The following is a 26,680-nucleotide window of genomic DNA, read 5'->3' as shown; positions in this document are numbered from 1 at the left end:
GTCAGGCCGGTGCGCCAGTGCCCGGGCGGCAGGTGTTGGCAGGGGCCCATGCGATAAACTTAAGCGTTCACATACAGCCTGGGGCCGGCCTGAAGCGGGTCCACCGGGCCACAGGGGATTCCATGATTCTTGTCACTGGCGGCGCCGGTTTTATCGGTGCCAATTTCGTGCTGGACTGGCTGGCTCAGAGCGATGAGCCGGTGCTCAACCTCGACAAGCTCACCTACGCCGGCAATCTGGAAAACCTGGCTTCGCTGCAAGGCGACCCGCGCCACGTCTTTATCCAGGGAGACATCGCCGACGGCGCCCTGGTGGCGCGCCTGCTGGCCGAGCACCGGCCGCGCGCTGTCATCAACTTCGCCGCCGAATCGCATGTGGACCGCTCCATCCACGGCCCGGAGGACTTCATCCAGACCAATATTGTCGGCAGCTTCCGCCTGCTGGAGGCCGTGCGGGCCCACTGGGGTGGGCTGGACGCGGCGGGCAAGGCCGCCTTCCGCTTCCTGCACGTGTCCACGGACGAGGTCTACGGTTCGCTGGCCCCCGGGGAGCCGGCCTTCACCGAACTCCACCGCTACGAGCCCAACAGCCCCTACAGCGCCAGCAAGGCCGCCAGCGACCACCTGGTGCGCGCCTACCACCACACCTACGGCCTGCCGGTGCTCACCACCAACTGTTCCAACAACTACGGCCCCTACCACTTCCCCGAAAAGCTCATCCCGTTGATGATCGTCAACGCCCTGGCGGGCAAGCCCCTGCCGGTGTACGGCGATGGCATGCAGATCCGCGACTGGCTTTACGTCAAGGACCACTGCAGCGCCATCCGCCGCGTGCTGGCCGCCGGCCAGCTGGGCGAGGTCTACAACGTGGGCGGCTGGAACGAGAAGCCCAACATCGAGATCGTGATGACACTGTGCGCGCTGCTGGACGAACTGCGCCCGCGCACCGATGGCAAGAGCTACCGCGAGCAGATCACTTACGTGAAGGACCGCCCCGGCCACGACCGGCGCTACGCCATCGATGCGCGCAAGCTGGAGCAGGCGCTGGGCTGGAAGCCGGCCGAGACCTTCGAGACCGGCATCCGCAAGACCGTGGCGTGGTACCTGGAGCATCCGGACTGGGTGGCGCACGTGTTGTCTGGCGCCTACCGCGACTGGGTCAGCAAACAGTACCAATGAAAATTCTTCTGCTCGGCAAGAACGGCCAGGTCGGCTGGGAACTGCAGCGTTCCCTGGCCGTGCTGGGCGAGGTGGTGGCGCTGGACCGCCAAGGGGTCGGCGACCTCAGCGATCTGGCGGGGCTGGCGCAGACCGTGCGCAGCGTGCAGCCGCAGGTGATCGTCAATGCGGCGGCGCACACGGCCGTCGACAAGGCCGAGAGCGAGCCTGACCTGGCGCGCGCCATCAACGCACTCGCGCCGCAGTTGCTGGCGCAGGAGGCGCGCCAACTGGGGGCCTGGCTCGTCCACTACAGCACCGACTATGTATTCGATGGCAGCGGCAACCGGCCCTGGAAAGAAACCGATGCCACGGCGCCCCTGAGCGTCTACGGTCGCACCAAGCTCGAAGGTGAACAGATGATCGCCGCCAGCGGCTGTCAGCACCTGGTCTTTCGGACCAGCTGGGTCTACGGCGCACGTGGCGGCAATTTCGCCAAGACCATGCTGCGCCTGGCAGGCGAGCGTGAGCAGCTCACGGTGATCGACGACCAGATCGGCGCGCCCACCGGGGCCGATCTGCTGGCCGACGTGACGGCCCATGCCATCCGCCATGTGTTGCCCCCCATGCGGCGCAACGACCTGACGCCTTCGGGGGTCTACCATGTGGCGGCGGCGGGCGAGACCAGCTGGCACGGTTATGCACGCTTCGTGCTGCAGCAGGCGCAAGAGGCCGGCATGGCCCTGAAGGCGGGGCCGGAGCAGGTCAAACCGATCCCGACCGCGGCCTATCCGACACCGGCCAAACGGCCGCACAATTCACGCTTGGACACCACGCTGCTGCAAAACACCTTCGGCCTGACGCTGCCGCACTGGCAGGACGGGGTGAGGCGCATGCTGGCAGAAACCCTCTGACGCACTCTGAGATAACGACCATGACACAACGCAAGGGCATCATCCTGGCTGGTGGCTCCGGCACCCGGCTGCACCCGGCCACCCTGGCCATCAGCAAACAGCTGCTGCCGGTCTACGACAAGCCCATGGTGTATTACCCGCTCACCACGCTGATGCTGGCGGGCATGCGCGACATCCTGCTCATCAGCACGCCGCAGGACACGCCGCGCTTCGAGCAGTTGCTGGGCGACGGCAGCCAGTGGGGGCTGAACCTGCAATACGCCGTGCAGCCCAGTCCGGACGGCTTGGCGCAGGCCTTCATCATCGGCGAGCATTTCGTGGGCAACAGCCCGAGCGCGCTGGTGCTGGGCGACAACATCTACTACGGCCACGACTTCCACGGACTGCTGGGCGCCGCCGATGCGAAGACGAGCGGCGCCACCGTCTTTGCCTATCACGTGACCGACCCCGAGCGCTACGGCGTGGTGGCCTTCGATGCACGGGGCCAGGCCAGCAGCATCGAGGAAAAGCCCAAGGTCCCGAAGAGCAACTACGCCGTCACCGGCCTGTATTTCTACGACCAGCAGGTGGTGGACATCGCCAAGGCCGTCAAGCCCAGCGCCCGCGGCGAACTGGAGATCACGACGGTCAACCAGATGTACCTGGACCGCGGCCAGCTCAGCGTGCAGATGATGGGGCGCGGTTACGCCTGGCTGGATACCGGCACCCATGACAGCCTGCTGGAGGCCAGCCAGTTCATCGCCACGCTGGAACACCGCCAGGGCCTGAAGATCGCCTGCCCGGAAGAGATCGCCTGGCGCCATGGCTGGATCGATGATGCCCAGCTGGAGAGGCTGGCGCAGCCGCTGGCCAAGAACGGCTACGGGCAGTACCTGCAGCGCCTGTTGAAGGAAAAGCGCCTCGCCTGAGCGGGTCAAACACCATGCAAGTCATCCCTGGCGCGATCCCCGATGTGCTGATCATCGAACCCAAGGTGTTCGGCGACGCACGGGGCTTTTTCTTCGAGAGCTTCAACGAGCGTGCTTTCGCCCAGGCCACGGGCGTGACACAGCGTTTTGTGCAGGACAACCACAGCCGCAGCGCCAAGGGGGTGTTGCGCGGCCTGCACTATCAGCTGCAGCAGTCGCAGGGCAAGCTGGTGCGTGTGGTGCGCGGCAGCGTCTTTGACGTGGCGGTAGACCTGCGCAAATCCTCACCTACCTTCGGCCGCTGGGTGGGGGTGGAACTGAGCGAGCACAACCACCGCCAGTTGTGGGTGCCACCCGGCTTTGCACACGGCTTCCTGGTCACCAGCGAGTCGGCCGACTTCCTCTACAAGACCACCGATTACTACGCGCCCGAGCACGAGCGTTGCATCGCCTGGAACGATCCGGCCATAGGCATCGAGTGGCCTGTCGGTGGTCCTCCGCAGCTCTCCGGCAAGGATCAGCAAGGCAAGTTGTTGGCGCAAGCCGAGGTATACGCATGACGGCAGTTTTTTCGATCCGCCCGGTCATTCTTTGCGGCGGTAGCGGCACGCGGCTGTGGCCGCTGTCGCGCAAGGCTTTCCCCAAGCAGTTCATTCCGCTGATCGGCGAGAAGTCCCTGCTGCAGCTGACGCTGGAGCGTGTGGCGCCCCTGGCCCGGGGCCAGGCAGAGGCCATCACCTGCGTGGCGGCCGAAGAGCATCGTTTCCTGGTGGCTGACGTGGCGACGCAAGCCGGCCTGTCTGTCCGGCAGATCCTCGAGCCGCAGGCCAGGAACACGGCCGCCGCCATGGCCCTGGCCGCGCTGGCGGCACCCACCGATGCGCTGCTGCTCTTCTGCCCGGCCGATCACCACATCCCCGACGCCCAGGCCTTTTGCGCCATGGTGCAGGGCGCGGCCCCGGCGGCACAGGCCGGCCGGCTGGTGACCTTCGGCGTGCTGCCCAGCTTTCCCAGTACGGCCTACGGCTACATCCAGAAGGGCGCAGCGACCGGCGCCGGCTTCGAGGTGGCCCGTTTCGTCGAGAAGCCCGCGCAGGACAAGGCGCTTGAGTTCCTGGCCAGTGGCCAGTACCTCTGGAATGCCGGCATTTTCCTGATGCGTGCACAAGCGCTGCTCGACGCGCTGCAAGTCCATGCGCCCGATATCCTGGATGTCTGTCGCCAGGCCATGCAGCAACCGCAGCGCGACGGCCTGTTCCTGCGCCCCGATGCGCAGGTTTTCGCGGGCTGCCGCAGCCAGTCCATCGACTACGCCGTGATGGAGCGCGCCGGCAACGTCAGCGTCTATCCCTTTGCCGGCGTCTGGAGCGACGTGGGCAGCTGGAATGCCGTGGCGCAACTGGCCGAGCCGGACGCCGACGGCAACCGTGCGGGCGGCGAGGTGCAGCATGCCCACCACCTGCGCGCGCAAGACACCTACATCCATGCGGGTGGCCAGCGCCCCGTGGTGGCCCTGGGCACCCGGGGCTTGCTGGTCATCGACACCCCCGACGCGCTGCTGGTGGCCGATGCGTCCCATGCCGAGGCCGTCAAGGAAGTGGTGGCCAAGCTGGAGACGCTGGACGCGACCCAGGCCGTGCAGCACCGCCGTGTGGCGCGGCCCTGGGGCTGGTACGACAGCATCGACCTCGGGCCCCGCCACCAGGTCAAGCGCATCATGGTCAAGCCCGGCGCCTCGCTCTCGCTGCAGAAACACCACCACCGTGCCGAGCACTGGGTGGTGGTCAGCGGCACCGCCGAGGTGACCAACGGCGACAAGGTCATGGTGTTGAGCGAGAACCAGAGCACCTACATCCCCATCGGCCAGGTGCACCGCCTGGCCAACCCGGGCAAGGTCCCGCTGGAGATCATCGAGGTGCAGAGCGGTGCGTATCTGGGAGAGGACGATATCGTCCGCTTCGAAGACAGTTACGGACGTAAATGAGCAAACGAGTAAATGACATGACACCAAAGGTTGCCCTCATCACAGGCATCACTGGCCAGGACGGCTCCTACTTGGCCGAATTCCTGCTCGCCAAAGGCTATATCGTGCATGGCATCAAGCGCCGTGCCAGCCTGTTCAACACGGCGCGGGTGGACCATCTGTACCAGGACCCGCACATCGACCACCGCAACTTCGTGCTGCACTATGGCGATCTGACCGACACCAGCAACCTGGTGCGCATCATGCAGCAGGTGCAGCCCGACGAGGTCTACAACCTGGGCGCCCAGAGCCACGTGGCCGTGAGCTTCGAGAGCCCGGAATACACGGCTGACGTGGACGCCATCGGCGCCCTACGCCTGCTGGAAGCCATCCGTATCCTGGGCCTGGAGAAGAAAACCCGCTTCTACCAGGCCAGCACCTCTGAACTCTACGGCCTCGTGCAGGAAATTCCGCAGAAAGAAACAACACCTTTCTATCCGCGCAGCCCCTATGGCGTGGCCAAGCTCTATGCCTACTGGATCACGGTGAACTACCGTGAAGCCTACGGCATGTATGCCTGCAACGGGATCCTGTTCAACCACGAGAGCCCGCGCCGCGGCGAGACCTTCGTCACCCGCAAGATCACGCGCGGCCTGTGCAACATCGCCCAAGGTCTGGACAAGTGCCTCTACATGGGCAATATGGATGCCCTGCGCGACTGGGGCCATGCCAAGGACTACGTGCGCATGCAGTGGATGATGTTGCAGCAGGATGCGCCGAAGGACTACGTCATCGCCACCGGCGTGCAGTACAGCGTGCGCCAGTTCATCGAGAAATCCGCCGCCCAGCTTGGCGTCACGCTGCGCTTCGAGGGCGGGGGTGTGGACGAGGTGGCCGTGGTGGCCTCTGTCCAGGGCGACAAGGCACCGGCCCTGAAGGTCGGAGACGTCATCGTGCGGGTCGACCCCCACTACTTTCGCCCTGCCGAGGTGGAAACCCTGCTCGGCGACCCCGGCCTGGCCAAGCAGGATCTGGGCTGGATTCCGCAGATCACCCTGGACGAAATGGTGCAGGAGATGGTGGCTCATGACCTGGAGCAGGCTCGTCAGCATGCGCTGCTCCAAAAGCATGGGTATGTCGTTCAGGTCAGCAAGGAAAAGTGAGTGCCACTGTGCCCAATCCCGAGAAAATCTATGTCGCCGGTCATCGCGGAATGGTTGGTGGCGCTATTGTGCGCACCCTGCTGGCGCAGGGTGTTGATGCAGCCAATATTGTCACGCGCAGTCACGCTGAACTGGATCTGACAGACCAGTCCGCTGTTCAGGAATTCTTTGCCAAGGAAAAACCCGGCCGGGTTTATCTGGCTGCGGCCAAGGTAGGTGGTATCCATGCGAATAACACCTATCCCGCCGAGTTCATCTACGAGAACCTGATGGTGCAGGCGAATGTGATCCATGCCGCCCATGTGCACGGCGTGCAGCAACTGCTTTTTCTCGGTTCCAGCTGCATCTATCCCAAGCTGGCGCCGCAGCCCATGGCCGAAAGCGCCTTGCTGACCGGCACGTTGGAGCCCACCAACGAGCCCTATGCTGTTGCCAAGATCGCCGGCATCAAGCTGTGCGAAAGCTACAACCGCCAGTACGGGCGCGACTATCGCAGTGTCATGCCCACCAATCTCTACGGTCCGGGCGACAACTACCACCCGGAAAACAGCCACGTCATCCCCGCGCTGCTGCGACGCTTCCATGCTGCCAAGCAGGCCGGTGCGCAAGAGGTGAGCGTCTGGGGCAGTGGCACGGCACGGCGCGAGTTTCTCTATGTGGACGACATGGCCGCCGCCAGCGTCTTTGTGATGAACCTGCCGCCTGAGATCTACCAGGCCCAGGTGCAGCCCCAGCTCAGCCACATCAATGTGGGGTTTGGCTCGGATGTGACCATTGCCGAGTTGGCCGCCACGGTGGCGCGCGTGGTGGGGTATGAAGGCCGCATCAGCTACGACCGCAGCAAGCCCGACGGCACGCCGCGCAAGCTCATGGATTTGGGGCGCCAGAATGCGCTGGGGTGGCAGGCGCGGGTCGGGCTCGAGCAGGGCCTGAGCCTGGCATATCAGGACATGCAACAGCAACAAGGTGGAGCTAGTACACACGTTGATTGGAACGGCCACCAACGTCAATGACGTGCCCCAGGGCCATGCCCATGTTCCATGGTGAAGAGCAGGGCGTGTTTGTCGATGTGGGCTACCAAAGCGCCGACAAGCGAGAAGAGGTCACCGGCGCGACCTGGCACGTGGCGATGTGTCCGGGCAAGCGAAAGCAGCACAAGCAAACACCTTGGGGTAATCTGATGGAGCAGGCGGAAAAGCTCAAGGCCAGCATGCGGGCTAAACTGGAGCATCTCTTTCGGTTCATCAAGCGCCAATTCGGGTACGTGAAGGTGCGTTACCGGGGGTTGAACAAAAACACTCAGCAACTCCACACCTTGTTCGCGCAGTCCAATCTGTGGATGATGCGCCGAACGCTGTTGCAGGAGTTGCGGGGATGAGTGCGCCCGCAATCCCGGGATGCCCCTGTGAAGGGGCGCAAATGGCCCGATTCGGGATGAAAAACCGACGCTTTATTGCGTCAGATGAAACGGGTCTGTCTAATCGTCGCGTCAGCGGTGGTTGTGCAGACCATCTTTGGAAAATAATCCAAAACTGCAATTGCACAGACTATCAAATCTATCGTGACTAGCCAACCGATAACAACCCTCCTTAAGCGCCTCTGGTGCCACATCAATCCGCGCCGTCGTACCCAATTCGGACTGCTATTGGTGTTGATGCTGCTTGCCTCGTTCGCCGAAATTCTTAGTATCGGGGCGGTGTTGCCCTTTCTTGGTGTTTTAACAGCACCGGAGCGTATATTTGTGAATCCCGCTGTGCAGCCAGTCATCCAAGCACTTGGAATAACTTCATCAGAGCAACTGGTGTTGCCTCTCACCGTTGCTTTTTGTTTGGCGGCACTTATTGCCGGAGGCATGCGCTTGTTGTTGCTCTGGGCCACAACTCGCCTCTCATTTAGCACTGGGGCTGAGCTCAGCATCAGCATCTATCGTCGCACCTTGTATCAGCCATATGCAGTTCACTGTGCCCGCAACAGTAGTGAAGTTATCAGCGGCATATCCAGCAAAGCTAGTAATTTGACTCACAATATTATTGTTCCTGCATTGATGCTGATTAGCGCAATTGTGATTCTGATCGCCATTGTTTGCACCCTATTTTTTATCGAGCCTATTGTTGCTATTTGGGCATTAGGAGGGTTTGGTTCGATCTACTTTTTGATCATCGGGTTAACTCGGAAAAAGTTACTGGCCAATAGCCAGTGTGTGGCCCGTGAGTCTGTTCAAACTATTAAATCCTTGCAAGAAGGGTTGGGTGGTATCCGCGATGTTCTAATAGATGGTAGCCAATCTACCTATTGTCAGACCTACGCCACTTCTGATCTGGCCTTGCGCCGCGCTCAAGGAAACAGTGTCTTCATTGGGGCAAGCCCGCGGTACGCGATGGAATCGCTCGGGATGCTACTGATCGCCGCGCTGGCGTACTCGATTGCACAGCAACCCGACGGCATCGGGAGAGCAATTCCGATACTGGGTGCTTTAGCTATTGGCGCGCAGCGTTTACTGCCGGCTTTGCAGCAAGCCTATGGGTCTTGGAGTAGCATTAAAGGTGGTCAGGCTTCACTGCAAGACACGCTCGAGCTATTAGACCAACCGTTGCCCGATCATGCCGAAGAGTCAGTCACCGCAGCACTTCCCTTTAGCCGCAACATCTGTCTCAAGCAACTTGGTTTCCGTTACGGCCTGCAAACCCCCTACGTATTAAAGGAGCTCAACCTCATTATTCCTAAAGGCAGCCGTATTGGCTTCGTCGGAACCACTGGCAGCGGTAAGAGTACGCTGCTTGATGTAGTAATGGGGTTGTTGCCGCCAACCGATGGTTCGATAGAGGTAGATGGGCAATCTATAACTCTTGCCAACAGTCGTGCTTGGCAAGCTCATATTGCCCATGTGCCGCAAGTTATTTTTCTGACTGACAGTAGCATTGAAGAAAATATTGCCTTTGGCGTTCCTAAAGAACTGATCGATCATGAGAGGGTCCGTAAAGCTGCGCTACAGGCCAAAATCGCCGAAAGTATAGAGTCGTGGCCAGAGAAATATCAAACTGTTGTCGGTGAACGAGGAGTCCGTCTTTCTGGCGGTCAACGCCAACGCATTGGCATCGCACGTGCACTTTATAAACAAGCGGACGTCATCATATTTGATGAGGCTACTAGCGCGCTGGATAGTGAAACTGAACAAGCTGTCATGCAAGCCATCGATGGGCTTGGTCAAGACCTGACCTTACTTATCATTGCCCATCGCGTTACGACTCTAAAGAATTGCACGCAGATAGTTGAATTAGGTAATGGTGGGATCATGCGTATCGGTAGTTATCCAGAATTTTGCAATCAAGTGGCTATAAATCAATGAAATCAACGACAGGCCATCCCACTATTTTAATCACCGGTGCTGATGGCTTTATTGGCTCCCATCTTACAGAAGCATTGGTTCGTAAGGGGCATAAAGTCCGAGCCTTCGTTCTCTACAACTCCTTCAATTCTTGGGGGTGGCTCGACCACTGCAGCCCCGAAGTCAAGGGTCAGTTCGAGGTGTTCGCTGGTGACATACGTGATCCGCATGGCGTCAAAGAAGCGATGAAGGGCTGCGGTGCAGTTTTGCATCTGGCGGCGCTTATTGCCATCCCCTTTTCCTATCATTCGCCCGATACTTATGTCGATACCAATGTCAAAGGCACGTTGAACGTATTGCAGGCGGCGCGTGAATTGGGTGTCAATCGTGTGATTCACACGTCCACGAGTGAGGTCTATGGCACGGCACGGTTTGTACCCATTACCGAAGAGCATCCTTTGCAGGGCCAGTCGCCGTACTCAGCCACCAAGATTGCTGCCGACCAGTTGGCCTATTCTTTCTATGCGTCGTTTGGCTTGCCGGTAGTGATTGCACGGCCCTTTAATACCTATGGTCCGCGCCAGTCGGCTCGTGCGGTAATACCCACCATCATTACGCAGATTGCCAACGGCAAACGCCAGATCAAGCTTGGTGCGGTGTCTCCCACACGTGACTTCAACTATGTTCAAGACACAGTGGCCGCGTTCATTGCAGCCCTGCAGTCTGACAAGGGCTTGGGCGAAGTGGTGAATTTCGGCAGCAACTTCGAAATTTCCATCGGCGACACAGCGCGAGCAATTGCCGAGGCGATGAATGTCGAGGTGGAAATCGTCACCGACGAGCAAAGGCTACGCCCTGTAAACTCTGAAGTGGAGCGCCTCTGGGCAGCCAACGGCAAGGCGCGCGAGCTCTTTGGCTGGCAGCCTGCGTATGGTGGCCTCGACGGTTTCAAGCGTGGCTTGAATGAAACCGTGCAATGGTTTGTCCAAGCCGACAATCTGCGTCAGTACAAGGCCAACATTTACAACTTATGAACTCCGTGCTGCCATCAGCCTCCGTTACCGCCGAGCAGTTGACGGCACTCGAGGTGGTGAATGCCATTGCGCGTGCGATCGGGGAGGCGCCCGCCGTGCTGCATGAGCCGCAATTTGCAGGCAATGAATGGGAATACCTCAAGGAGTGTCTTGATTCCACATTCGTTTCGTCTGTGGGGAAATTCGTCGACCGCTTTGAGAAGGACCTCGCCGATTACACGGGGGCGCGATACTCGGTGGCCGTGGTCAATGGCACTGCGGCGTTGCACATCGCATTGAAACTTGCGGGCGTACAAGCTGGCGATGAGGTACTCACGCCTGCACTGACTTTTGTGGCCACGGCCAATGCTGTGAGTTATTGCAACGCGATTCCGCATTTCGTCGATTGCGAAGAAGCCACGTTGGGCATGTCGGCTGTTGCGCTGCGAGAGTATCTGCAATCCGTGGCGGAGTTGCACCACGGCGTGTGTATAAACCGTCAGTCTGGCAGACCCATCCGTGCCATTGTGCCGATGCACACCTTTGGACATCCTGTCGATCTTGACGGTCTGATGGCTGTAGCGCACGACTTCAAGCTGGTGATGGTGGAAGACGCGGCCGAATCGCTCGGCAGCTTTTACCATGGGCGTCACACAGGCACCTTCGGTCGCATGGGCACACTCAGCTTCAATGGCAACAAGACCATCACCACGGGCGGCGGCGGTGCCATCATCACCGATGACGAGAGCTTGGCGCGCCATGGCAAACACCTGACCACCACCGCCAAGCTACCACACCGCTGGGCCTATGAGCACGATCAGATTGGCTACAACTACCGCATGCCCAACCTGAATGCTGCGCTGGGCTGTGCGCAACTGGAGCAACTGCCCGGCATGTTGAGTGCTAAGCGCCAGTTATTTGATGCCTATCGCAAAGCATGTGCCGATCTGCCGGGCATGCACATCGTTCGAGAGCCCGCTTACAGCCAGAGCAACTTCTGGCTGCAGACCCTCAAACTGGAACGCGAAAACATGGCCCTGCGCGATGCCATTCTTGAGGCTACCAACGCAGCCGGTTACATGACACGCCCAATCTGGAGGCCCATGCATAAGTTGCAACCCTATGTTGGTTGTCCGCGCATGGAACTAACCGTGACCTCCTCCCTAGAGCAGCGATTGATCAATCTGCCTAGCAGCTCGGGACTCGGCGCAAGAGGGGCGCGATGAAAGACATCGTACTAATCGGAGCAGGTGGCCACGCTGCATCATGCATCGATGTAATCGAAACGCACGGGCAGTTCCGCATCGTCGGCCTGGTAGGCCTGGAGCACGAATTGCATCAACGCTTTACCGGTTACGAGGTTATTGCCACAGACCAAGACATGCCATGGCTCGCAAAAGAATATGAACATGCCATGATCACCGTCGGACAGATACGGTCTGCCAGGATACGCATAAATCTCCACCAGCAGGCACGTGATGCCGGTTTCACCCTGCCTGTGTTGGTGTCACCTCACGCTTATGTGTCCAGGCACGCGCAGATCGGCGAAGGCAGCATCATCATGCATGGTGCGGTGGTGAATGCCAACGCCCGTATTGGTTGCAACTGCATTATTAACACTCGCGCCGTCGTCGAGCATGATGTGCTGGTGGGTGACCACTGCCATGTTTCTACCGGGGCGATTCTCAATGGCGAGGTGTCTGTCGGAGGTGCCAGCTTTGTGGGCAGCGGCACCATGGTCAAACAAGGTGTTTCAATCGGCGCACGCTGCCTGGTGGGCATGGGCTCTGTGTTGAGGCAAACCTTGTCTGATGGATCGGTGTTCTGGACGGGGAAACAGGCATGAGCAAGGTGCTGATCATTGCGGAGGCGGGGGTGAACCACAATGGCGACATGCAGCTCGCCCGTCGCCTGATCGATGCCGCCGCAGAGTCTGGTGCTGACATCGTCAAGTTTCAGACCTTCGCTGCTGATCGGCTGGTGACCCGGAGTGCAGCCAAGGCTGACTACCAGGTCGAAACCACCGGGGCATCCGAGTCGCAGTACGAAATGCTTAGCCGCTTGGAACTCACCCCGTCAATGCACGATGATCTGATCGCGCACGCCTCGATACGCGGCATTGAATTCATGTCTACGGCCTTCGACGAAGACAGCTTAAGCCTACTCGCGGCAAAAGGATTAAAGCGTTTCAAAGTGCCTTCTGGCGAGATCACCAATCTGCCGTATCTGCGGCGCATGGCGCAATTAGCGGATGAAGTCATCATTTCCACGGGAATGTCCACGCTGGATGAGATCGGTGCGGCGATCTCGGTGTTCGAAGCATCTGGCACGCAGCGCCAGCGAATCACGGTCTTGCATTGCACTACCGAATATCCGGCGCCCATGCGAGAAGTGAACCTGCGTGCCATGCAGACCATCGCAGATAGTTTTGGCGTGGCCGTGGGCTATTCCGATCATACGGTGGGCATCGAGGTGGCTGTGGCAGCTGTGGCGATGGGGGCTTGTGTGATCGAAAAGCATCTGACTCTGGATTGCGATCTGCCCGGGCCCGACCACAAGGCTAGCTTGGAGCCCGAACCTTTCCGCAACATGGTGGTTGCCATCCGTCACATCGAACAGGCGTTAGGCAGTCCGGTCAAGGGCCCCAGTCCAAGCGAGCTGCGCAACAAGCCGATTGCGCGCCGATCCTTGGTGGCTGCGCGGGCAATCAAGGCCGGCGAGGTGTTTACGGCGACTAATGTGGTGGCCAAGCGCCCGGGCACAGGCATTTCGCCCATGCGCTGGGATGAGGTGATCGGCACTGCCGCACCGCGTGACTTTGAGCCCGACGAGTTCCTCAGCCTATGAGAACCATCTGCGTCGTTACCGGTACGCGTGCCGACTACGGGCTGTTGCAATGGGTCATGGACGGCATACGCCGCGACCCGATGCTGCGGCTGCAGATCGCCGCCACCGGCACGCACCTGTCGGCCGAGTTCGGCATGACCTATCGCGAGATTGAGGCGGACGGTTTCGCCATCGACCGCAAGCTGGATATCCTGACGGCGGACGACACGCCGGTTGGCGTGACCAAGGCGATCGGCCGCGGCGTGATCGCCTTTGCCGATGCCTACGCCGAACTCAGGCCGGATGTCGTTGTGCTGCTTGGCGACCGCTTCGAGATACTTGCCGCTGCCACTGCCGCACTGATCGCCGGCCTGCCGCTGGCGCATCTGCACGGCGGCGAAATCACGGAAGGCGCGTTCGACGATGCGATCCGCCACTCCATTACCAAGATGTCGCATCTGCATTTTGTGGCCGCCGAACCTTACCGCCAGCGCGTGATCCAGCTCGGCGAGGCACCCGAGCGCGTCTTTCTGACGGGCGGCCTGGGTGTGGACACCATACGCAAGACCCGCCTGCTCGACCGCGACGCGCTTGAAGCTACGCTCGACTTCAAGCTTGGCAAGAAAAATCTGCTGGTCACCTTCCATCCGGTCACGCTGGAGAAGGACACTGCGCCGGCGCAGATGGCCGAGCTGCTCAAAGCGCTCGACAGTCTGAAGGAAACGCATCTGATCCTGACTCTGCCAAACGCTGACACCGGCAGCCGCGAGCTGATCCGCATGATCGAAGACTTTGCGGTGAGCCGGCCGCATGCCCGTGCCTACACATCGCTGGGGCAGCTGCGCTATCTGTCCTGCATGGCGCATGTCGACGGCGTCGTCGGCAACTCGTCCAGCGGCCTGGCCGAAGCGCCGAGCTTCAGGAAGGGCACAGTCAACATTGGCGATCGCCAGCGTGGACGCTTGAAAGCTGCGAGCGTCATCGACTGCGAGCCGGACTGTGCCAGCATCGTTGCCGCCATCTGCACACTCTATTCGCCGTCATTCCAGGCCAGCCTGGAAAATGTCCAAAGCCCCTACGGCGACGGCGGTGCCAGTGAAAAAATCATCGATGTTCTAAAGCATTTCAACATCGACAACATTACCAAGAAATCCTTTTATGACCTTCCCAACGGGATGGGCGCATGAGCCGGCAATGAAGACCAACGACAACGCCTGGCGCAAAGGCATCCTGCCTCTGGACTCCACTCTGCGCGATGTCATTGGTAACATGAACATGTCGTCGCTGCGCATCGTGCTGGTGGTCAACGCACGTGATGAGCTCGAAGGCACGATCTCCGATGGCGATATTCGCCGCGGCTTGCTCAAGGGCTTGAATATCGACAGTCCGATCGAAAGTGTGATCCATCGCGGCGCGCTGGTCGTTCCCCCGAACATGAGTCGCGACATGGTGCTGCAACTTATGGTGGCCAACAAGATCCAGCAGATTCCCGTGGTGGACGAGCAGCAGAGAATCATCGGGCTGCATCTGTGGGATGAGATCAGCACGCCACCTTCGCGCTCGAATCGCATGGTCATCATGGCCGGCGGCAAGGGAACGCGCCTGCGTCCTTTCACCGAAAACTGTCCCAAGCCCCTGGTTCCGGTCGCTGGCAAGCCCATGCTGGAACATATTATTGAAAGAGCGAAGCAAGAGGGCTTCACCGACTTCGTGCTGGCCATCCACTATCTTGGCCACATGATCGAGGAGCATTTCGGCGACGGTTCGCGTTTCGGCGTCAGTGTCGAATATTTGCGTGAAGACAGCCCGCTCGGAACTGCCGGCGCCTTGAGTCTGTTGCAGCCGCGTCCGGATGAACCTTTCGTTGTGACCAACGGTGACGTCGTTACCGATATCCGCTACGGCGACCTGCTGGACTTCCATATTCGCCATGAAGCCAGCGCTACCATGGCGGTGCGTACGCACGAGTGGCAGCACCCCTACGGTGTGGTTCAGACTCGTGGGGTTGATATCACGGGTTTTGAAGAAAAGCCGGTCGCCAGAAGCCATATCAACGCCGGCGTGTATGTGCTCTCGCCATCCTCGCTCGGCGAACTGGAGCGAGGCCTGTTGTGCGACATGCCAACCTTGTTCGAGCGCCTGCAGGCCCGCACATTGCGTACAGTTGCCTACCCGATGCATGAACCATGGCTCGACGTAGGCCGCCCCGACGATCTGGAAAAAGCTCACCATGCGGTTGCGCCCTCCAATGGCAAGCAAGGAGATGGTCGGTGATCAACGGCAAGAAGATTTTGGCTTTGATTCCTGCCCGCGGCGGGAGCAAGGGCCTGCCGCGCAAGAATATCCTGCCGATCTGCGGCAAGCCGCTGATCGCCTGGAGCGTGGACAAGGGGCTCAAGTCAAAGCACGTGGATACCGTGCTGGTCACGACCGACAGCCAGGAAATTGCCGACATCGCCAAGGCGGCCGGCGCGCATGTACCCTTCTTGCGCCCTGCCGAGCTGGCCACCGACAAGTCGTCGACCTACGATGCGATTCGTCACGCGCTGACTTTTTTGCAGGAAAAGGAAGACAAGACTTTCGATTACGTGGTGTTGCTCGAACCCACCTCGCCGCTGCGCGAGGACGATGACATCGACAGGATGCTGGAGCAGCTGGTCGGCAATGCGGCCGACTTCGATTCCATCATCAGCGTCGGCGAGGTCGACGAGCACCCTTCCATCGTGCGCCGTCTCAACGGCCCGAACCTCGAGCCTTTCTGTCCGGAGCTGCAACAGACCACGCGCCGCCAGGACAATGAGCCGGCCTATTTCCCCTACGGCGTGGCCTATATCGCCAAGACTGATGTGTTGCTGGCGGAAAATACCTTCTACACGAAGCGCTGCACGCACTTCAAGATCAAGCAGTACCAGAACTACGAGATCGACGACATCTACGGATTCCTGTGCGTCGAAAGCATCATGAAACATGAATGGAATCTGAAATGAAGTTTCTCGTGATTGGCCTGGGGTCGATGGGCAAGCGCCGCGTGCGCAATCTGCAGTCCTTGGGCATGCAGCATGTGGCAGGCTTTGACCCGCGTACGGACCGCCAGCAGGAAGCGTCGAGCCGACATGGCATCACGGTGTTTGGTGATTTCGAGACGGCAGTCCAGTCGTTCCAGCCCGATGTGTTCGTGATTTCAACACCACCTGACCGGCACATGCAGTACGCCTACCTAGCCATGGAGCGCGGCATCCATGCTTTCATCGAGGCCTCGGTGGTCGAGGTGGACAAGGTCAGGCAGCTGGCCAGCCGAGTTCGGGGTGGCCAGACAGTCATTGCGCCATCGTGCACCATGCGCTACTTTCCGGGGCCACGCAAGATCAAGGATCTTCTCGCGCAGCAGGCAATTGGCCAAGTGCTTAACGTCAACTACCAGACTGGTCAGTACCTGCCCGACTGGCACCCTTGGGAAGACATCCGAGACTTCTATGTGTCCAAGCGCGAAACCGGTGCAGCCCGCGAAATCGTGCCTTTCGAGCTGGCTTGGTTGAATGATCTGTTTGGTGTGCCACAGGCCTTGGCCTGCGTCAAGGCCAAGTTGACCGACCTACCCGCCGACATTGATGACATCTACCACTGCCTGATGCGATATGACGGTCGTGTGCTGTGCAACATGACCGTCGAAGTGATCTCCAGACCAGTGGCGACACGTGAGATGCGCATTCTCGGCACTGAGGGGGAAATCGTATTCAGCGCGGACGGCAACAGCGTGCGCCATACCCATGTTTCCATGAAGGAGTGGAAGGAATTCAAGTTTTCCCAAGGCACCGTCGAGAAGCAGTACATCAATCCGGAAGAACCTTACATTGCCGAAATGAAGGATTTTGTTGCGGCGGTCACGGCGAAGGATGCCTCCATATTTCCCAACTCCCTGGAGGACGACTGCCTCGTCCTCGACACATTGAATGCCCTTGAAGCCTTGAGCAACTGTCTATGAACTATCAAGAACGATTGAGCCGGGTCATCCCAGGCGGAGCACACACATACTCTCGTGGTGCCGACCAATACCCCTCGAATGCACCGCAAATTCTCGCGCGTGGTGATGGAGCCTATGTGTGGGACGATCAGGGCAAACGCTACCTGGACTACGGCATGGCGTTGCGTGCAGTGACTCTCGGTTATGCCGATCCGCGGGTGAATGCTGCGGCCATGCGCGAAATCGAGCTGGGCAATAACCTCACCCGCGCATCGTTGACCGAACTCCATGCCGCCGAGTTACTGGTGGACCTGATTCCTAGTGTGGACATGGTTAAATTTGCGAAGAACGGTTCGAATGCCACCACGGCTGCTGCAAAGATAGCCCGTGCCTACACGGGGCGGCGCTACATCTGCGTTCCGAGACAGCAGCCATTTTTTTCGTTTGACGACTGGTTTATCGGTACTACGCCCATTCAGCGGGGCATTCCGAAAGAGTTTGTGCAGAGTACGCTGGTTTTCGACTATGGCGATATTCATTCGCTGAAGGCGCTGTTTGATGCGCACCCCGGCGAGATTGCGGCTGTAATGCTGGAGCCTGCCACCACCCTGACGCCCTGCGCCCCCGATTGCACGCAAACTTTGAGTTATGACACCCCATGTAGCGTCTGTGCTTCCATTGGGCAGAATTTCCTGCATAGCGTCCAAGCACTGTGCCGCGGTGAGGGTGCCTTGTTCATTCTGGACGAAATGATCACGGGTTTTCGCTGGCACCTTCAGGGGGCCCAAACCTATTTTGGTGTACAGCCCGACATCTGCACCTTTGGTAAAGGCATGGCCAATGGTTTTTCCGTGGCAGCGGTGGCAGGCCGTCGTGAAGTTATGGAGGTGGGGAGTATCGATCGACCCGGAGCCGAGCGCACTTTCCTGCTGTCAACCACACATGGTGGAGAGATGTGCGGACTGGGCGCGTTCATTGAAACCGTTGCCATTTATCGCGAGAAGGATGTTTGTCGGCATTTGTGGAACTACGGTGCACGCCTCAGAGACGGTTTAACGGTGGTTGCCAAAGAGTGCGGGGTACAAGACCACTTTGTGATGGATGGGCCTTCGATCTGTCTGAACTATCTGACCCGGGATAGACAAGGCACACTGTCCACCAAATTTCGGACTTTGTTCTCGCAGGAAATGATTCGCGCTGGTGTGTTGATGCCTTGGGTGGCAGTTAGCTACGCTCATGGCGAACGTGAACTCGACATCACTCTGACGGCTGCAAGAACTGCGCTTAAGGTGTATGCCCGGGCCTTGGAAGATGGTATCGAACACTACTTGACCGGTCCCGAAATCAAGCCGGTTTTCCGCAAGCACAACTGAACAGGCCAACACCATGGGCACCGCCACACTCAAGCAATTGGGCGATCTGAAGGGGCGCTTCGCACTGGTCACGGGTGCGGCAGGCGGTTTGGGGCGGGTGATCGCCGACACGCTCGCTGAAATGGGGGCGCATTTGTACCTCGTGGACAGACCGGGAAGTGAGCTGGAGGCACTGTGCAGTCAAATCGAATCGAGTTGGCCGGTGCAGGTCGTCGGTCTGCAAGCCGATCTGGAACAGGCTGAGCAGCGCCGAGCGCTCATCAAGCAGGTGCTTGCCCGGGAGCAGGGCTTGGATGTGCTTGTGAACAACGCGGCGTTTGTTGGCACTTCCGGGCTCCCCGGCTGGGGCGTGCCCTTTGAGCAGCAAAGTCTGGAGACTTGGCGTCGCGCACTCGAAGTGAATCTGACGGCGGTGTTCGATCTGTGCCAGGGGTTTACACCCGCGTTGCGGGCCTCCAGGGGCGGCAGCATAGTGAACATTGCCTCGATCTACGGAGAGCATGGGCCTGACTGGCGGCTCTACGAAGGCACCACCATGGGCAACCCCGCCGCATACGGCGTATCCAAAGGTGGACTGATTCAGTTCACGCGCTGGCTAGCCACGACGCTGGCACCCGATGTGCGCGTAAACAGCATTTCTCCCGGAGGCATCAGTCGCGGGCAAAATGCAGATTTTGTTGCCAAATATGTAGACAGAACCCCCCTGGGGCGGATGGCTATAGAAGACGATTTTCGAGGTGCCGTGGCATTTTTTGCCAGCGACCTCTCCCGCTACGTCACTGGACAGAATCTGTCTGTGGATGGGGGATGGGGTGTTTGGTGAAGTGACGACGACAATGCATGCGAGTAAATTGAGTGGAGAACGAATGAGATACTGTACGAATTGCGTGATGCCGGACACCCGCCCACGTATCACGTTTGATGAACGTGGTTGGTGCAACGCCTGCCAGTGGGCAGAGGAAAAGAAGGGCCTCGATTGGGCCGGTCGCTGGAAATTGCTGGAAGAGCTGTGCGACAAATACCGTTCCAGAACGGGTTTTGATTGCATAGTGCCTGTGAGTGGTGGCAAGGACAGCAGTTATGTGGCCTATATGATGAAACACAAGATGGGCATGAACCCGCTGTGCGTCACCATTCGTCCAAACCTCGAACTCGACGTGGGCCGGCAAAACCTGATCAATTTCATCAATGCCGGATACGACCACATCCATCTGACGCCCGATCCGGACATTTCGCGCGAGATCGACCGTATCGGTTTTGTCGAAGCGGGCAGGCCACTCCTTGGCTGGCAGACGGCCGTGCAAACCAGCATTTTTCGGTTTGCGCAGAAGCTTTCTATTCCTTTCGTGATGTTCGGCGAAGACGGAGAGACGGAGTACGGCGGCGCCAAGAAACTTAAGTACTCCCACTACTACGATGCGGGCGATGCGGTAAGCATCTACTTGGAAGGCCATGACCCGAATCGCTATGCGGACAAGTTCGACAAGAACAAGCTGTATCTGTTCAGTTTTCCAAAGGCCGAAGAGCTTATCGCGGCCGACGTGTGCATCGCGCATTGGTCCTACTTCGAGAACTGGGACCCTTATGAACACTATATCGTGGCCAAAGAAAAATGTGGACTGCAGGAACAGAAAGAGCGGGCGACGGCCTCGTACAACAACTTCGCGCAAACCGATACGGCACTCTATAACCTGCATGCGTGGCTGATGTATTTGAAGTTCGGGTTCGGGCGCTGCTCGCAGGACGTGGGTATCGACGTCCGCCGGGGTGCAATGTCGCGCAAGCAGGGTATCTCTTTGGTCAAGCGGTTTGATCGTGAGGCACCGATTCAGTTCATTCCCCAATATCTTGAATACTTCGGCATGTCGCTTGATGAGTTTAATCAGACACTCGCACGGCATGTGAACAAGTCACTGTTCGAGCTCCGTGACGGTGTGTGGGAGCCGACGTTTGAGCCACAGTGAAGTCTGTGTGATCAACTACGGGCTCGGCAACCTGCGATCGGTTGAAAACGGCTTGAGAGCCGTGGGTGCGTCGGTCCGAGTAGTCAACACACCCGAAGATGTGACCCGTGCGGACCGTCTGATCCTGCCGGGTGTGGGCTCCTTCAACGAGGGCATGAAAAATCTTCGCGACAGCGGTCTGTCAGAGGCGATATGCTCGGCCGCGAAACGGGGCACCCCATTGCTAGGCATCTGCCTGGGCATGCAATTGCTGGCCAGCCATGGTGAGGAAGGCGGCAATACGCAAGGGCTGGGGCTGATCCCGGGCATTGTCAAGCGCTTTGCGGTCGATGCTGCTTTGCGCATTCCCCACATGGGCTTTAATGAAGTCTTTCCTCTAAAGACATCCCCGCTGTTTGAAGAAGTGCCCGTTGGCAGCGACTTCTATTTCGTCCACAGTTACCACGTGGTGGTCGATGATGCGAACGATGGTTTGGCCAGTGCCAGTTACGGAGTGCCCTTCATGGCTGCGGTACATCGAGCCAATGTCTTTGGTACGCAATTCCACCCAGAAAAGAGCCAAAGCCAAGGGTTGCAACTTTTGAAAAATTTTTGCGCGTTTGTCTGATGCTCAAGAAAAGAATCATATTTACTTTGCTGGTTGAGGATGGATTTTTTGTGCTGAGCCGCAACTTTGGCTTGCAAAAGGCGGGCGACCTTGGGTGGCTGAAGGATTTCTATGACTTTGACTCCATCGCCTTTTCGATTGACGAACTAATCGTTCTTGACGTCAGTCGCAATGAGCGCGACCATGCGAGGTTCGCCAGCCTCTTGCAGGACATTTCACGAAGCTGTTTCATGCCAATTGCGGCTGGTGGTGGTATCCGTTGCGTGGACGACGTGGAGCTGCTGTTGCGGTCAGGCGCTGACAAGGTGGTAGTTAACACCAGTCTGTTCAAGGATGAGGGCCTAGTGCGTGAACTGGTTCGTCGCTTTGGCGCACAGTGCATCATTGCATCCATCGATTTCATGACCGAATCCTCCGGCCGGACCAGCGTGTATATCGAAAATGGGAAGGAGCTTACCGATCTCAGTGTTCCGCAGGCCATAGAACATGTCCAGAAGCTGGGGGTGGGCGAAATTTACCTGACCTCCATGACTCAGGACGGAACAGGCCGCGGGTTAGACAGCAAGGTGATCGCAGAAGCGGGCGCGATCGCGCGTTGTCCGTTGATTGCTTCCGGGGGGGCCGGGACATTTGCCCACATCGCGCAAGCCCTGGAGCTGCCTGCCGTATCTGCCGTGTCCACCGCGAACCTGTTCAACTTTATGGGCGACAACCTGACCGAGGCGCGCAACTATGTCGAACAAAGCGGGACACACTTGGCAAAGTGGTCGCGATTCAAATTGCTTGCCGGTCCGACTTGATTAATGATGAAGAACAAAATAAAAGCGTTGCTGACTTCCTTGTCTAGGAGTGAATTCCTTTGCAAGCACTCGTATTTCTTCCGAAATTGGCATGCGGGCTTTGTGCTTGGTGACGGCACCAAAAAAGCCATTGCCCTCGGTCAAATTGTCGGCGTGTACAGAGGGATGTTTTTCTGGCGATACGCCCCAAGAAAATACGTGGGCGGTGCCTTACTGAACCTGCTGGGGGTGCAGCTGCTTCGCTACTATTTCTACAATCTTCGATATTTGGTGAGAAGTCGACGAGGTGCGACGGCAGCGGAAATCAGGTCTCGGGGAATTGTGGTCAAGAGGGGGGTGCTGCCACAGGAAAGTGTTGTGCGCTTGTTGGACTTTTATGCGAACAACCGTGTCAATTCCGCTAATCACTTTCTCGATTTTTCAGAGCTTGTAATTCTGAACAGCAAGGGGGTGACGCGGAAGGATCCTGCGTATGTAGAACTAGCCGAACATCTACTGAAAGATTGTGGCATCGACCTTCTGGGGCGTGATTTGACTGGTGTGAAACTGACCATCGCACCCTTTTCTCCATCCTTCACTACAAGTCCTACATCGATCAACAAGGCCAGTCTGATGGTCAGGATACGCCTCACGCCGACGTGTTCTATCCTTCATTCAAGCTGTTCGTGTATCTGAATGATGTCAACGAGTCGAATGGGGCGTTTCGTTATCTGCAGTGCAGCAACCGTTTCAGTTTCAAGGGCGCGATTAACGCTTACAAGGACTCACTTCGATACTACTTCCGGGGTGGAAAGCGTAGCTTGTATCCCACAGATGCCTCAATCGGCATGATCGGAGAGGGAGACGGGCTGGAATGGCTGTCCGCTTCAGGTCGGCCGGGCGATGGCGTTGTGTTCAATGTGCAAGGCATACACCGTCGTGGTGACTTCACCAAAGACCAGTATCGCGAGCGCTTGGTTCTGCTGGTGGACTTTCGTCAGGCTGAGGTCCCGGTCCAGCGTTTTGCCGCGAATGTCTGATGATAGGAGCCCACATGCTAATCCAGGGCCAACAAGTACAGCTTCAACCTTTCGATGTCAACCATCTTCATGACCCGGCCTACTACGGTTGGTTGTGTGACAAGGAAGTGGTCCGCTACATAGGTCGCGACGAGTTGCTGAAAGGTATTCCTTTTGAAGAGGCAGAGAAATACGTTCAACAACTGTGGCAAAACCCATTTTGCAGCTTCTTTGCCGTGCACGACACGGCCAGTGGAAAGTTCATCGGCACGGCCAAGGTGAACTTTATGTCCGAGGATGGGCGCAAGCACGGTATCGCTGACATCGGAATCATGTTGGGTGATCGCAATTACTGGGGCAGGGGCCTTTCGGTTGATGTGCTTCGCGCGATATCGAGTCATGCCTTTGATCAGTTGAAGGCTCGCAAATTGACTGCTGGCGCATTCTCGGTCAATGAGCCGGTGATCAAGGCATTTCTCAGAGTCGGGTTCAGGGTTGATGGTCGTGCCCGTCAGCAGCTTTTTGTCGGCGATGGCTACTGTGACCATGTTCTGATGAGCTGCTTTGAAGCGGAGTTGATTCGTTGAGTGGCCGAACAAATTCCGCTGGGTGATACGTCCTCTGCCAATTCGATGAGCAAGACATTTCAATACCTTTTCAAAGCGTACCGCGTGTTTTCCCGCGTCGTGCTTGAGTTGTTGTTTCTGTTGAGGCTGTGGACGCCAAGCGATAAGTCGCATGCTGCGGCGGTGCGCCGCTTCGTTGACGCCAACAACGAGCATGGCTGGTCGTATTCCAGCGGGAATTCAAAGGTGCTCGTGGAGGGGCATCTCGCAGAGTATGGGCCTAACTACATGTTTCGAACGGCATTGGCTGCAAAGGCCGTCGAGCAGGCGATGGGGGGGGCAGAGGTGGTGGTGGTGGTGGATGGTTTCTCGTACCAGTGGCGCACTGCGCATGAGTGTTACCGGTCTTTCGGTATCGGGAACTGGATTTATCTGGGGCGCCGTTTCATATTGCTGGTGCCTTTGCTGTTTGTGCTCTCCTTGTTTCGTGCATTGCTGTCATTTGCTCAGCTTCGAACGCCGCGCGATGTGATCGAGCTGAGGCACGGCAGCATCAAGGTGGGAGACCTGATCTACGACCAGGTGCTTCGCAGCACCAAATCTCCCACCATCCAATCCGTCGGATTCCCGATCTTCTTCAATCTGGTGAGAAGTTGGTATTACTACCATCAGTACGAGTTGCTGTTCAGGATGAGTCGATTTGCCTTTTATATCGCCACGCACACGGCGTATCCGCAATACGGATTGCTGTGTAGGGTGGCACTAGCGCATGGTGTGAAAGTCCTGGAAACCACGGACATTCAGATGTCCTTGTACAGCAAGATTGATCGGAACAACCTGCCAACCTACCATCAGGGCATTCACGACTCCATCAAAAAATCCTTGGACGCTGATGGCGCTGAACTTACACATCTCGAAGATGCTGCCAGAAAAAATCTGGAGAAGCGATTCAATTCAGAACTGGATCAGATCGATGCCATGAAGGCTTACTCGGGTAAGGTCTATGCCCGGCAGGAGCTGCTTGCAGAGTTGGGCGTGCCCCCGGGAACGAAGATAGGATTTGTGCTGAGTCATGTCTTTGTTGACTCGCCCCATCTCAGCAGTTCCATGCTGCACAACGACTACCATCACTGGCTTGTTTCAACGATCGATTGTTGTGCCAAGTCTGAAGGTATGGTCTGGGTCATCAAACCCCATCCTTCATCCGCCCTGTACGGAGAGCAAGGCATGGTGGAGTCGCTTGTCAAAGGAGCGCAAGCCCGGAACCTGTTCATTTGCCCTGCCGATTTGAACACGCGTTCTCTTGCGACCTGTGCAGATGTTGTCGTCACTGTGCACGGGACGGCCGGTCTGGAATTTTCCTGCTTGGGTATACCAGTGATTCTGGCAGGATCTCCCTTTTATGCCGGATTTGGTTTTACTCACGAACCACCATCGCAGGATGGTTACGAAGAGATCGTGAAGACGGCAGTCTCGCTTGAACCGCTGTCTTCGGAGCAGGTGAAGATTGCACTGCGTGTTTTCGGGGTTTGGGAAAGCGTTTTTGACTGGAACAACCCAATTATCACGTCTGAAGTGCAGGCCAGTGTCTGGGGCAATGGTACAGAAAGAGATTTGAACCGGGCGTTTGATATTCTGACCGGCAATTTGAAGCGCACGGATCCACGGCAGCTGAAATTGTGGGAATTCGCGAGCTCGGTGGCAAGGCATGAATAGCCTCGCAACAAGTTCACAGTGGACATATTTGCTGATGCGTATGGGGCGGTTCGTGTTGCGTCGCATCTCGATGCTGTTCCAGTATGTGTATGTGCTCTTGCTGGCAGCGCCTGCACTTTTGATCAAGAGAACGATTTCAATGCCTTTCCAGCTTGTTTTAGGGCATGGAGCGGTCCTGATCCTGTCTGATCGTTTGGTGGTCAAGGTGGCCAGCTCGATGCAATCCACGGTCTTGGTGGAATACGCTAATGCGCAACGCATGAGCAAGGCCAGCGCAAAGGTCTCGGCGTGTACGCCTTCTCTTCGCTTGAGTCGTGGTGCAGTATTGACCGGCCTCGTATTTGAGCGTTATCAGAAGGTGGCACCTGCTGACGTGCTCGACTGTGCGGTGGAGGTGAGAAGAAAATTCGACAGCGCCGGGTTGAAGCCAAGAGGGGCTTCGCTGGACCGATATTCACAGTTGCGCGCCGGGTTGGAGCAGGTCGCGCAACTGTTTGGAGATGAAGTGGCAAGCCGCATGGAAACGCTGGTCCGGCGGTATCTGGCAGAGGGCGACTACCACACCGGGCTTTGTCACGGGGACTTTCATTCGCGCAACATCATGAGGGATCAGGATGGCAATGTGCGTGTCATTGATCTGGATTGTGTCCGCTTCGAGGGTATTGTAGAGTTGGATGCCGTAAATTTCGCCCTCGAGTTGGAGTGGTCTGCATCTGGCGTGCTCTGGCTGGACACGCTTGCCAGCGCTATGGAAGGCCGTGGGGACAACATTGCGCAGTGCCTTTGCCGATTCTCAGTGCGCTGGAGCGAGGCCTTGGGTCTTGTCTACTTTCTGGATCGAGTGGGTCAGGAATACATTAACTACGGATTTAAATATCCCAAGCTGAAAATGCAGCGTGCGGTAGCCGCGATCCAACGCGCAAATGACGGAACGATTGACCTGGAGCCTGTATGACTAATGAACAACGCGTCTCATTTGTGGAGCAAATCCACCACAAAGACCGCCTTCTAGCGGTGATTCTCCGCACCAAATTCCGCAGTGAGGGCATCGAATTCTTCACGCCTGGGGACTTTTCGCAACAGCTTGGCTACATGAATCGGCCCCAAGGCTATGTGATTGCGCCCCATGTGCACAACCCTGTCCCGCGCCAGGTGAGTTACACAAAAGAGGTACTGTTTATTCGCAGTGGGCTGGTGCGCGTGGATTTTTATGACGAGGGACAAGGCTATCTGGAGAGCCGCATGCTTCATCCGGGCGACGTGATTCTGCTGGCCTATGGCGGGCATGGCTTCGAGATGATCGAGGCCAGCGAGATCATTGAGGTCAAGCAGGGCCCTTATGCCGGCGAGTCGGACAAGACCCGTTTCTCGCCCGTGCCCAGGGAGAAGCTTGTGATCGGAGAGCAAAAGTGATACCTGTTAATGA

27 protein-coding genes and 1 pseudogene are annotated in these 26,680 nt (G+C 57.9%); all 28 read left to right on the top strand.

Annotated elements, in window-relative coordinates; translation table 11 throughout:
* Positions 1-122: 122 nt before the first annotated feature.
* The 28 genes and pseudogenes from rfbB to HTY51_RS14350 all read left to right on the top strand — a co-directional run bounded on the left by rfbB (position 123) and on the right by HTY51_RS14350 (position 26,667).
* Entirely contained in the window at positions 123-1,178 is a 1,056-nt protein-coding gene (gene rfbB / locus HTY51_RS14485) for a dTDP-glucose 4,6-dehydratase (RefSeq protein WP_174253381.1), read from the top strand.
* Positions 1,154-2,071 carry a dTDP-4-dehydrorhamnose reductase gene (rfbD, locus tag HTY51_RS14480; protein ID WP_254607069.1) on the top strand — a complete coding sequence of 306 codons (918 nt, stop codon included), beginning with the start codon at positions 1,154-1,156 and terminating at the stop codon, positions 2,069-2,071. Before rfbB ends, rfbD begins: the two co-directional genes overlap by 25 nt.
* A 20-nt stretch (positions 2,072-2,091) precedes the next feature.
* Positions 2,092-2,979 (top strand): glucose-1-phosphate thymidylyltransferase RfbA, encoded by an 888-nt coding sequence (gene rfbA / locus HTY51_RS14475; protein ID WP_174253379.1) that lies wholly within the window; start codon positions 2,092-2,094, stop codon positions 2,977-2,979.
* Between the two features lie 14 nt (positions 2,980-2,993).
* Positions 2,994-3,539 carry a dTDP-4-dehydrorhamnose 3,5-epimerase gene (gene rfbC / locus HTY51_RS14470; protein WP_174253378.1) on the top strand — a complete coding sequence of 182 codons (546 nt, stop codon included), beginning with the start codon at positions 2,994-2,996 and terminating at the stop codon, positions 3,537-3,539.
* A complete protein-coding gene (locus tag HTY51_RS14465) occupies positions 3,536-4,963 on the top strand; it encodes a mannose-1-phosphate guanylyltransferase/mannose-6-phosphate isomerase (RefSeq protein WP_174253377.1) in 1,428 nt (475 codons plus the stop codon). Before rfbC ends, HTY51_RS14465 begins: the two co-directional genes overlap by 4 nt.
* A gap of 17 nt (positions 4,964-4,980) precedes the next feature.
* Positions 4,981-6,105, top strand: coding sequence for a GDP-mannose 4,6-dehydratase (gene gmd, locus HTY51_RS14460; protein ID WP_174253376.1), 1,125 nt, complete (start codon positions 4,981-4,983; stop codon positions 6,103-6,105).
* A 50-nt stretch (positions 6,106-6,155) separates the two neighbouring features.
* The gene (locus HTY51_RS14455) at positions 6,156-7,118 is read left to right on the top strand and encodes a GDP-L-fucose synthase (protein WP_254607068.1); all 963 of its coding nucleotides are present in this window, start codon (positions 6,156-6,158) and stop codon (positions 7,116-7,118) included.
* Positions 7,078-7,483: pseudogene (locus HTY51_RS14450) on the top strand (transposase); the annotation flags it as partial. The gene HTY51_RS14455 and the pseudogene HTY51_RS14450, both read left to right, overlap by 41 nt.
* A gap of 276 nt (positions 7,484-7,759) precedes the next feature.
* The gene (locus HTY51_RS14445; RefSeq protein ID WP_174254300.1) at positions 7,760-9,451 is read left to right on the top strand and encodes an ABC transporter ATP-binding protein; all 1,692 of its coding nucleotides are present in this window, start codon (positions 7,760-7,762) and stop codon (positions 9,449-9,451) included.
* Positions 9,448-10,464 carry an NAD-dependent 4,6-dehydratase LegB gene (locus HTY51_RS14440; RefSeq protein ID WP_174253374.1) on the top strand — a complete coding sequence of 339 codons (1,017 nt, stop codon included), beginning with the start codon at positions 9,448-9,450 and terminating at the stop codon, positions 10,462-10,464. Before HTY51_RS14445 ends, HTY51_RS14440 begins: the two co-directional genes overlap by 4 nt.
* Complete coding sequence (locus tag HTY51_RS14435; protein ID WP_174253373.1) at positions 10,461-11,669, top strand: LegC family aminotransferase; 1,209 nt, start codon at positions 10,461-10,463, stop codon at positions 11,667-11,669. The genes HTY51_RS14440 and HTY51_RS14435 overlap by 4 nt, the downstream gene beginning before the upstream one ends.
* Positions 11,666-12,289 (top strand): acetyltransferase, encoded by a 624-nt coding sequence (locus tag HTY51_RS14430; protein WP_174253372.1) that lies wholly within the window; start codon positions 11,666-11,668, stop codon positions 12,287-12,289. Before HTY51_RS14435 ends, HTY51_RS14430 begins: the two co-directional genes overlap by 4 nt.
* A complete protein-coding gene (gene neuB / locus HTY51_RS14425) occupies positions 12,286-13,290 on the top strand; it encodes an N-acetylneuraminate synthase (RefSeq protein WP_174253371.1) in 1,005 nt (334 codons plus the stop codon). Before HTY51_RS14430 ends, neuB begins: the two co-directional genes overlap by 4 nt.
* The gene (gene neuC, locus HTY51_RS14420) at positions 13,287-14,456 is read left to right on the top strand and encodes a UDP-N-acetylglucosamine 2-epimerase (RefSeq protein ID WP_174253370.1); all 1,170 of its coding nucleotides are present in this window, start codon (positions 13,287-13,289) and stop codon (positions 14,454-14,456) included. The genes neuB and neuC overlap by 4 nt, the downstream gene beginning before the upstream one ends.
* A 7-nt stretch (positions 14,457-14,463) precedes the next feature.
* Positions 14,464-15,543, top strand: coding sequence for a nucleotidyltransferase family protein (locus tag HTY51_RS14415; RefSeq protein ID WP_174253369.1), 1,080 nt, complete (start codon positions 14,464-14,466; stop codon positions 15,541-15,543).
* The gene (locus HTY51_RS14410) at positions 15,540-16,256 is read left to right on the top strand and encodes an acylneuraminate cytidylyltransferase family protein (RefSeq protein WP_174253368.1); all 717 of its coding nucleotides are present in this window, start codon (positions 15,540-15,542) and stop codon (positions 16,254-16,256) included. Before HTY51_RS14415 ends, HTY51_RS14410 begins: the two co-directional genes overlap by 4 nt.
* Positions 16,253-17,251, top strand: a complete 999-nt coding sequence (locus tag HTY51_RS14405) for a Gfo/Idh/MocA family protein (protein ID WP_174253367.1) — start codon at positions 16,253-16,255, stop codon at positions 17,249-17,251. Before HTY51_RS14410 ends, HTY51_RS14405 begins: the two co-directional genes overlap by 4 nt.
* Positions 17,248-18,603 carry a glutamate-1-semialdehyde 2,1-aminomutase gene (locus tag HTY51_RS14400; protein WP_174253366.1) on the top strand — a complete coding sequence of 452 codons (1,356 nt, stop codon included), beginning with the start codon at positions 17,248-17,250 and terminating at the stop codon, positions 18,601-18,603. Before HTY51_RS14405 ends, HTY51_RS14400 begins: the two co-directional genes overlap by 4 nt.
* Before the next feature lie 13 nt (positions 18,604-18,616).
* On the top strand, positions 18,617-19,426 hold the full coding sequence (locus HTY51_RS14395; RefSeq protein ID WP_174253365.1) for an SDR family oxidoreductase: 810 nt from the start codon (positions 18,617-18,619) through the stop codon (positions 19,424-19,426).
* A 67-nt stretch (positions 19,427-19,493) separates the two neighbouring features.
* Positions 19,494-20,567, top strand: a complete 1,074-nt coding sequence (locus tag HTY51_RS14390; protein ID WP_217448214.1) for an N-acetyl sugar amidotransferase — start codon at positions 19,494-19,496, stop codon at positions 20,565-20,567.
* The gene (gene hisH, locus HTY51_RS14385) at positions 20,554-21,174 is read left to right on the top strand and encodes an imidazole glycerol phosphate synthase subunit HisH (RefSeq protein WP_174253363.1); all 621 of its coding nucleotides are present in this window, start codon (positions 20,554-20,556) and stop codon (positions 21,172-21,174) included. Before HTY51_RS14390 ends, hisH begins: the two co-directional genes overlap by 14 nt.
* Positions 21,174-21,974: an imidazole glycerol phosphate synthase cyclase subunit gene (locus HTY51_RS14380; protein WP_174253362.1), complete on the top strand. Its 801-nt coding sequence runs from the start codon at positions 21,174-21,176 to the stop codon at positions 21,972-21,974. The genes hisH and HTY51_RS14380 overlap by 1 nt, the downstream gene beginning before the upstream one ends.
* A gap of 3 nt (positions 21,975-21,977) precedes the next feature.
* Positions 21,978-22,649 carry a hypothetical protein gene (locus tag HTY51_RS14375; protein ID WP_174253361.1) on the top strand — a complete coding sequence of 224 codons (672 nt, stop codon included), beginning with the start codon at positions 21,978-21,980 and terminating at the stop codon, positions 22,647-22,649.
* A complete protein-coding gene (locus HTY51_RS14370) occupies positions 22,613-22,993 on the top strand; it encodes a hypothetical protein (protein WP_174253360.1) in 381 nt (126 codons plus the stop codon). Before HTY51_RS14375 ends, HTY51_RS14370 begins: the two co-directional genes overlap by 37 nt.
* A gap of 14 nt (positions 22,994-23,007) precedes the next feature.
* On the top strand, positions 23,008-23,559 hold the full coding sequence (locus HTY51_RS14365; RefSeq protein WP_174253359.1) for a GNAT family N-acetyltransferase: 552 nt from the start codon (positions 23,008-23,010) through the stop codon (positions 23,557-23,559).
* Positions 23,560-25,254, top strand: a complete 1,695-nt coding sequence (locus HTY51_RS14360) for a hypothetical protein (RefSeq protein WP_174253358.1) — start codon at positions 23,560-23,562, stop codon at positions 25,252-25,254.
* Positions 25,247-26,209, top strand: coding sequence for a phosphotransferase family protein (locus HTY51_RS14355; protein ID WP_174253357.1), 963 nt, complete (start codon positions 25,247-25,249; stop codon positions 26,207-26,209). The genes HTY51_RS14360 and HTY51_RS14355 overlap by 8 nt, the downstream gene beginning before the upstream one ends.
* Complete coding sequence (locus HTY51_RS14350) at positions 26,206-26,667, top strand: hypothetical protein (protein WP_174253356.1); 462 nt, start codon at positions 26,206-26,208, stop codon at positions 26,665-26,667. Before HTY51_RS14355 ends, HTY51_RS14350 begins: the two co-directional genes overlap by 4 nt.
* The last annotated feature ends 13 nt before the right edge of the window (positions 26,668-26,680 follow it).

The organism is Rhodoferax sp. BAB1, assembly GCF_013334205.1.
In the GTDB taxonomy this organism is placed as follows: Bacteria; Pseudomonadota; Gammaproteobacteria; order Burkholderiales; family Burkholderiaceae_C; genus Hylemonella.
This window is presented reverse-complemented; position numbering and strand designations above follow the sequence as displayed.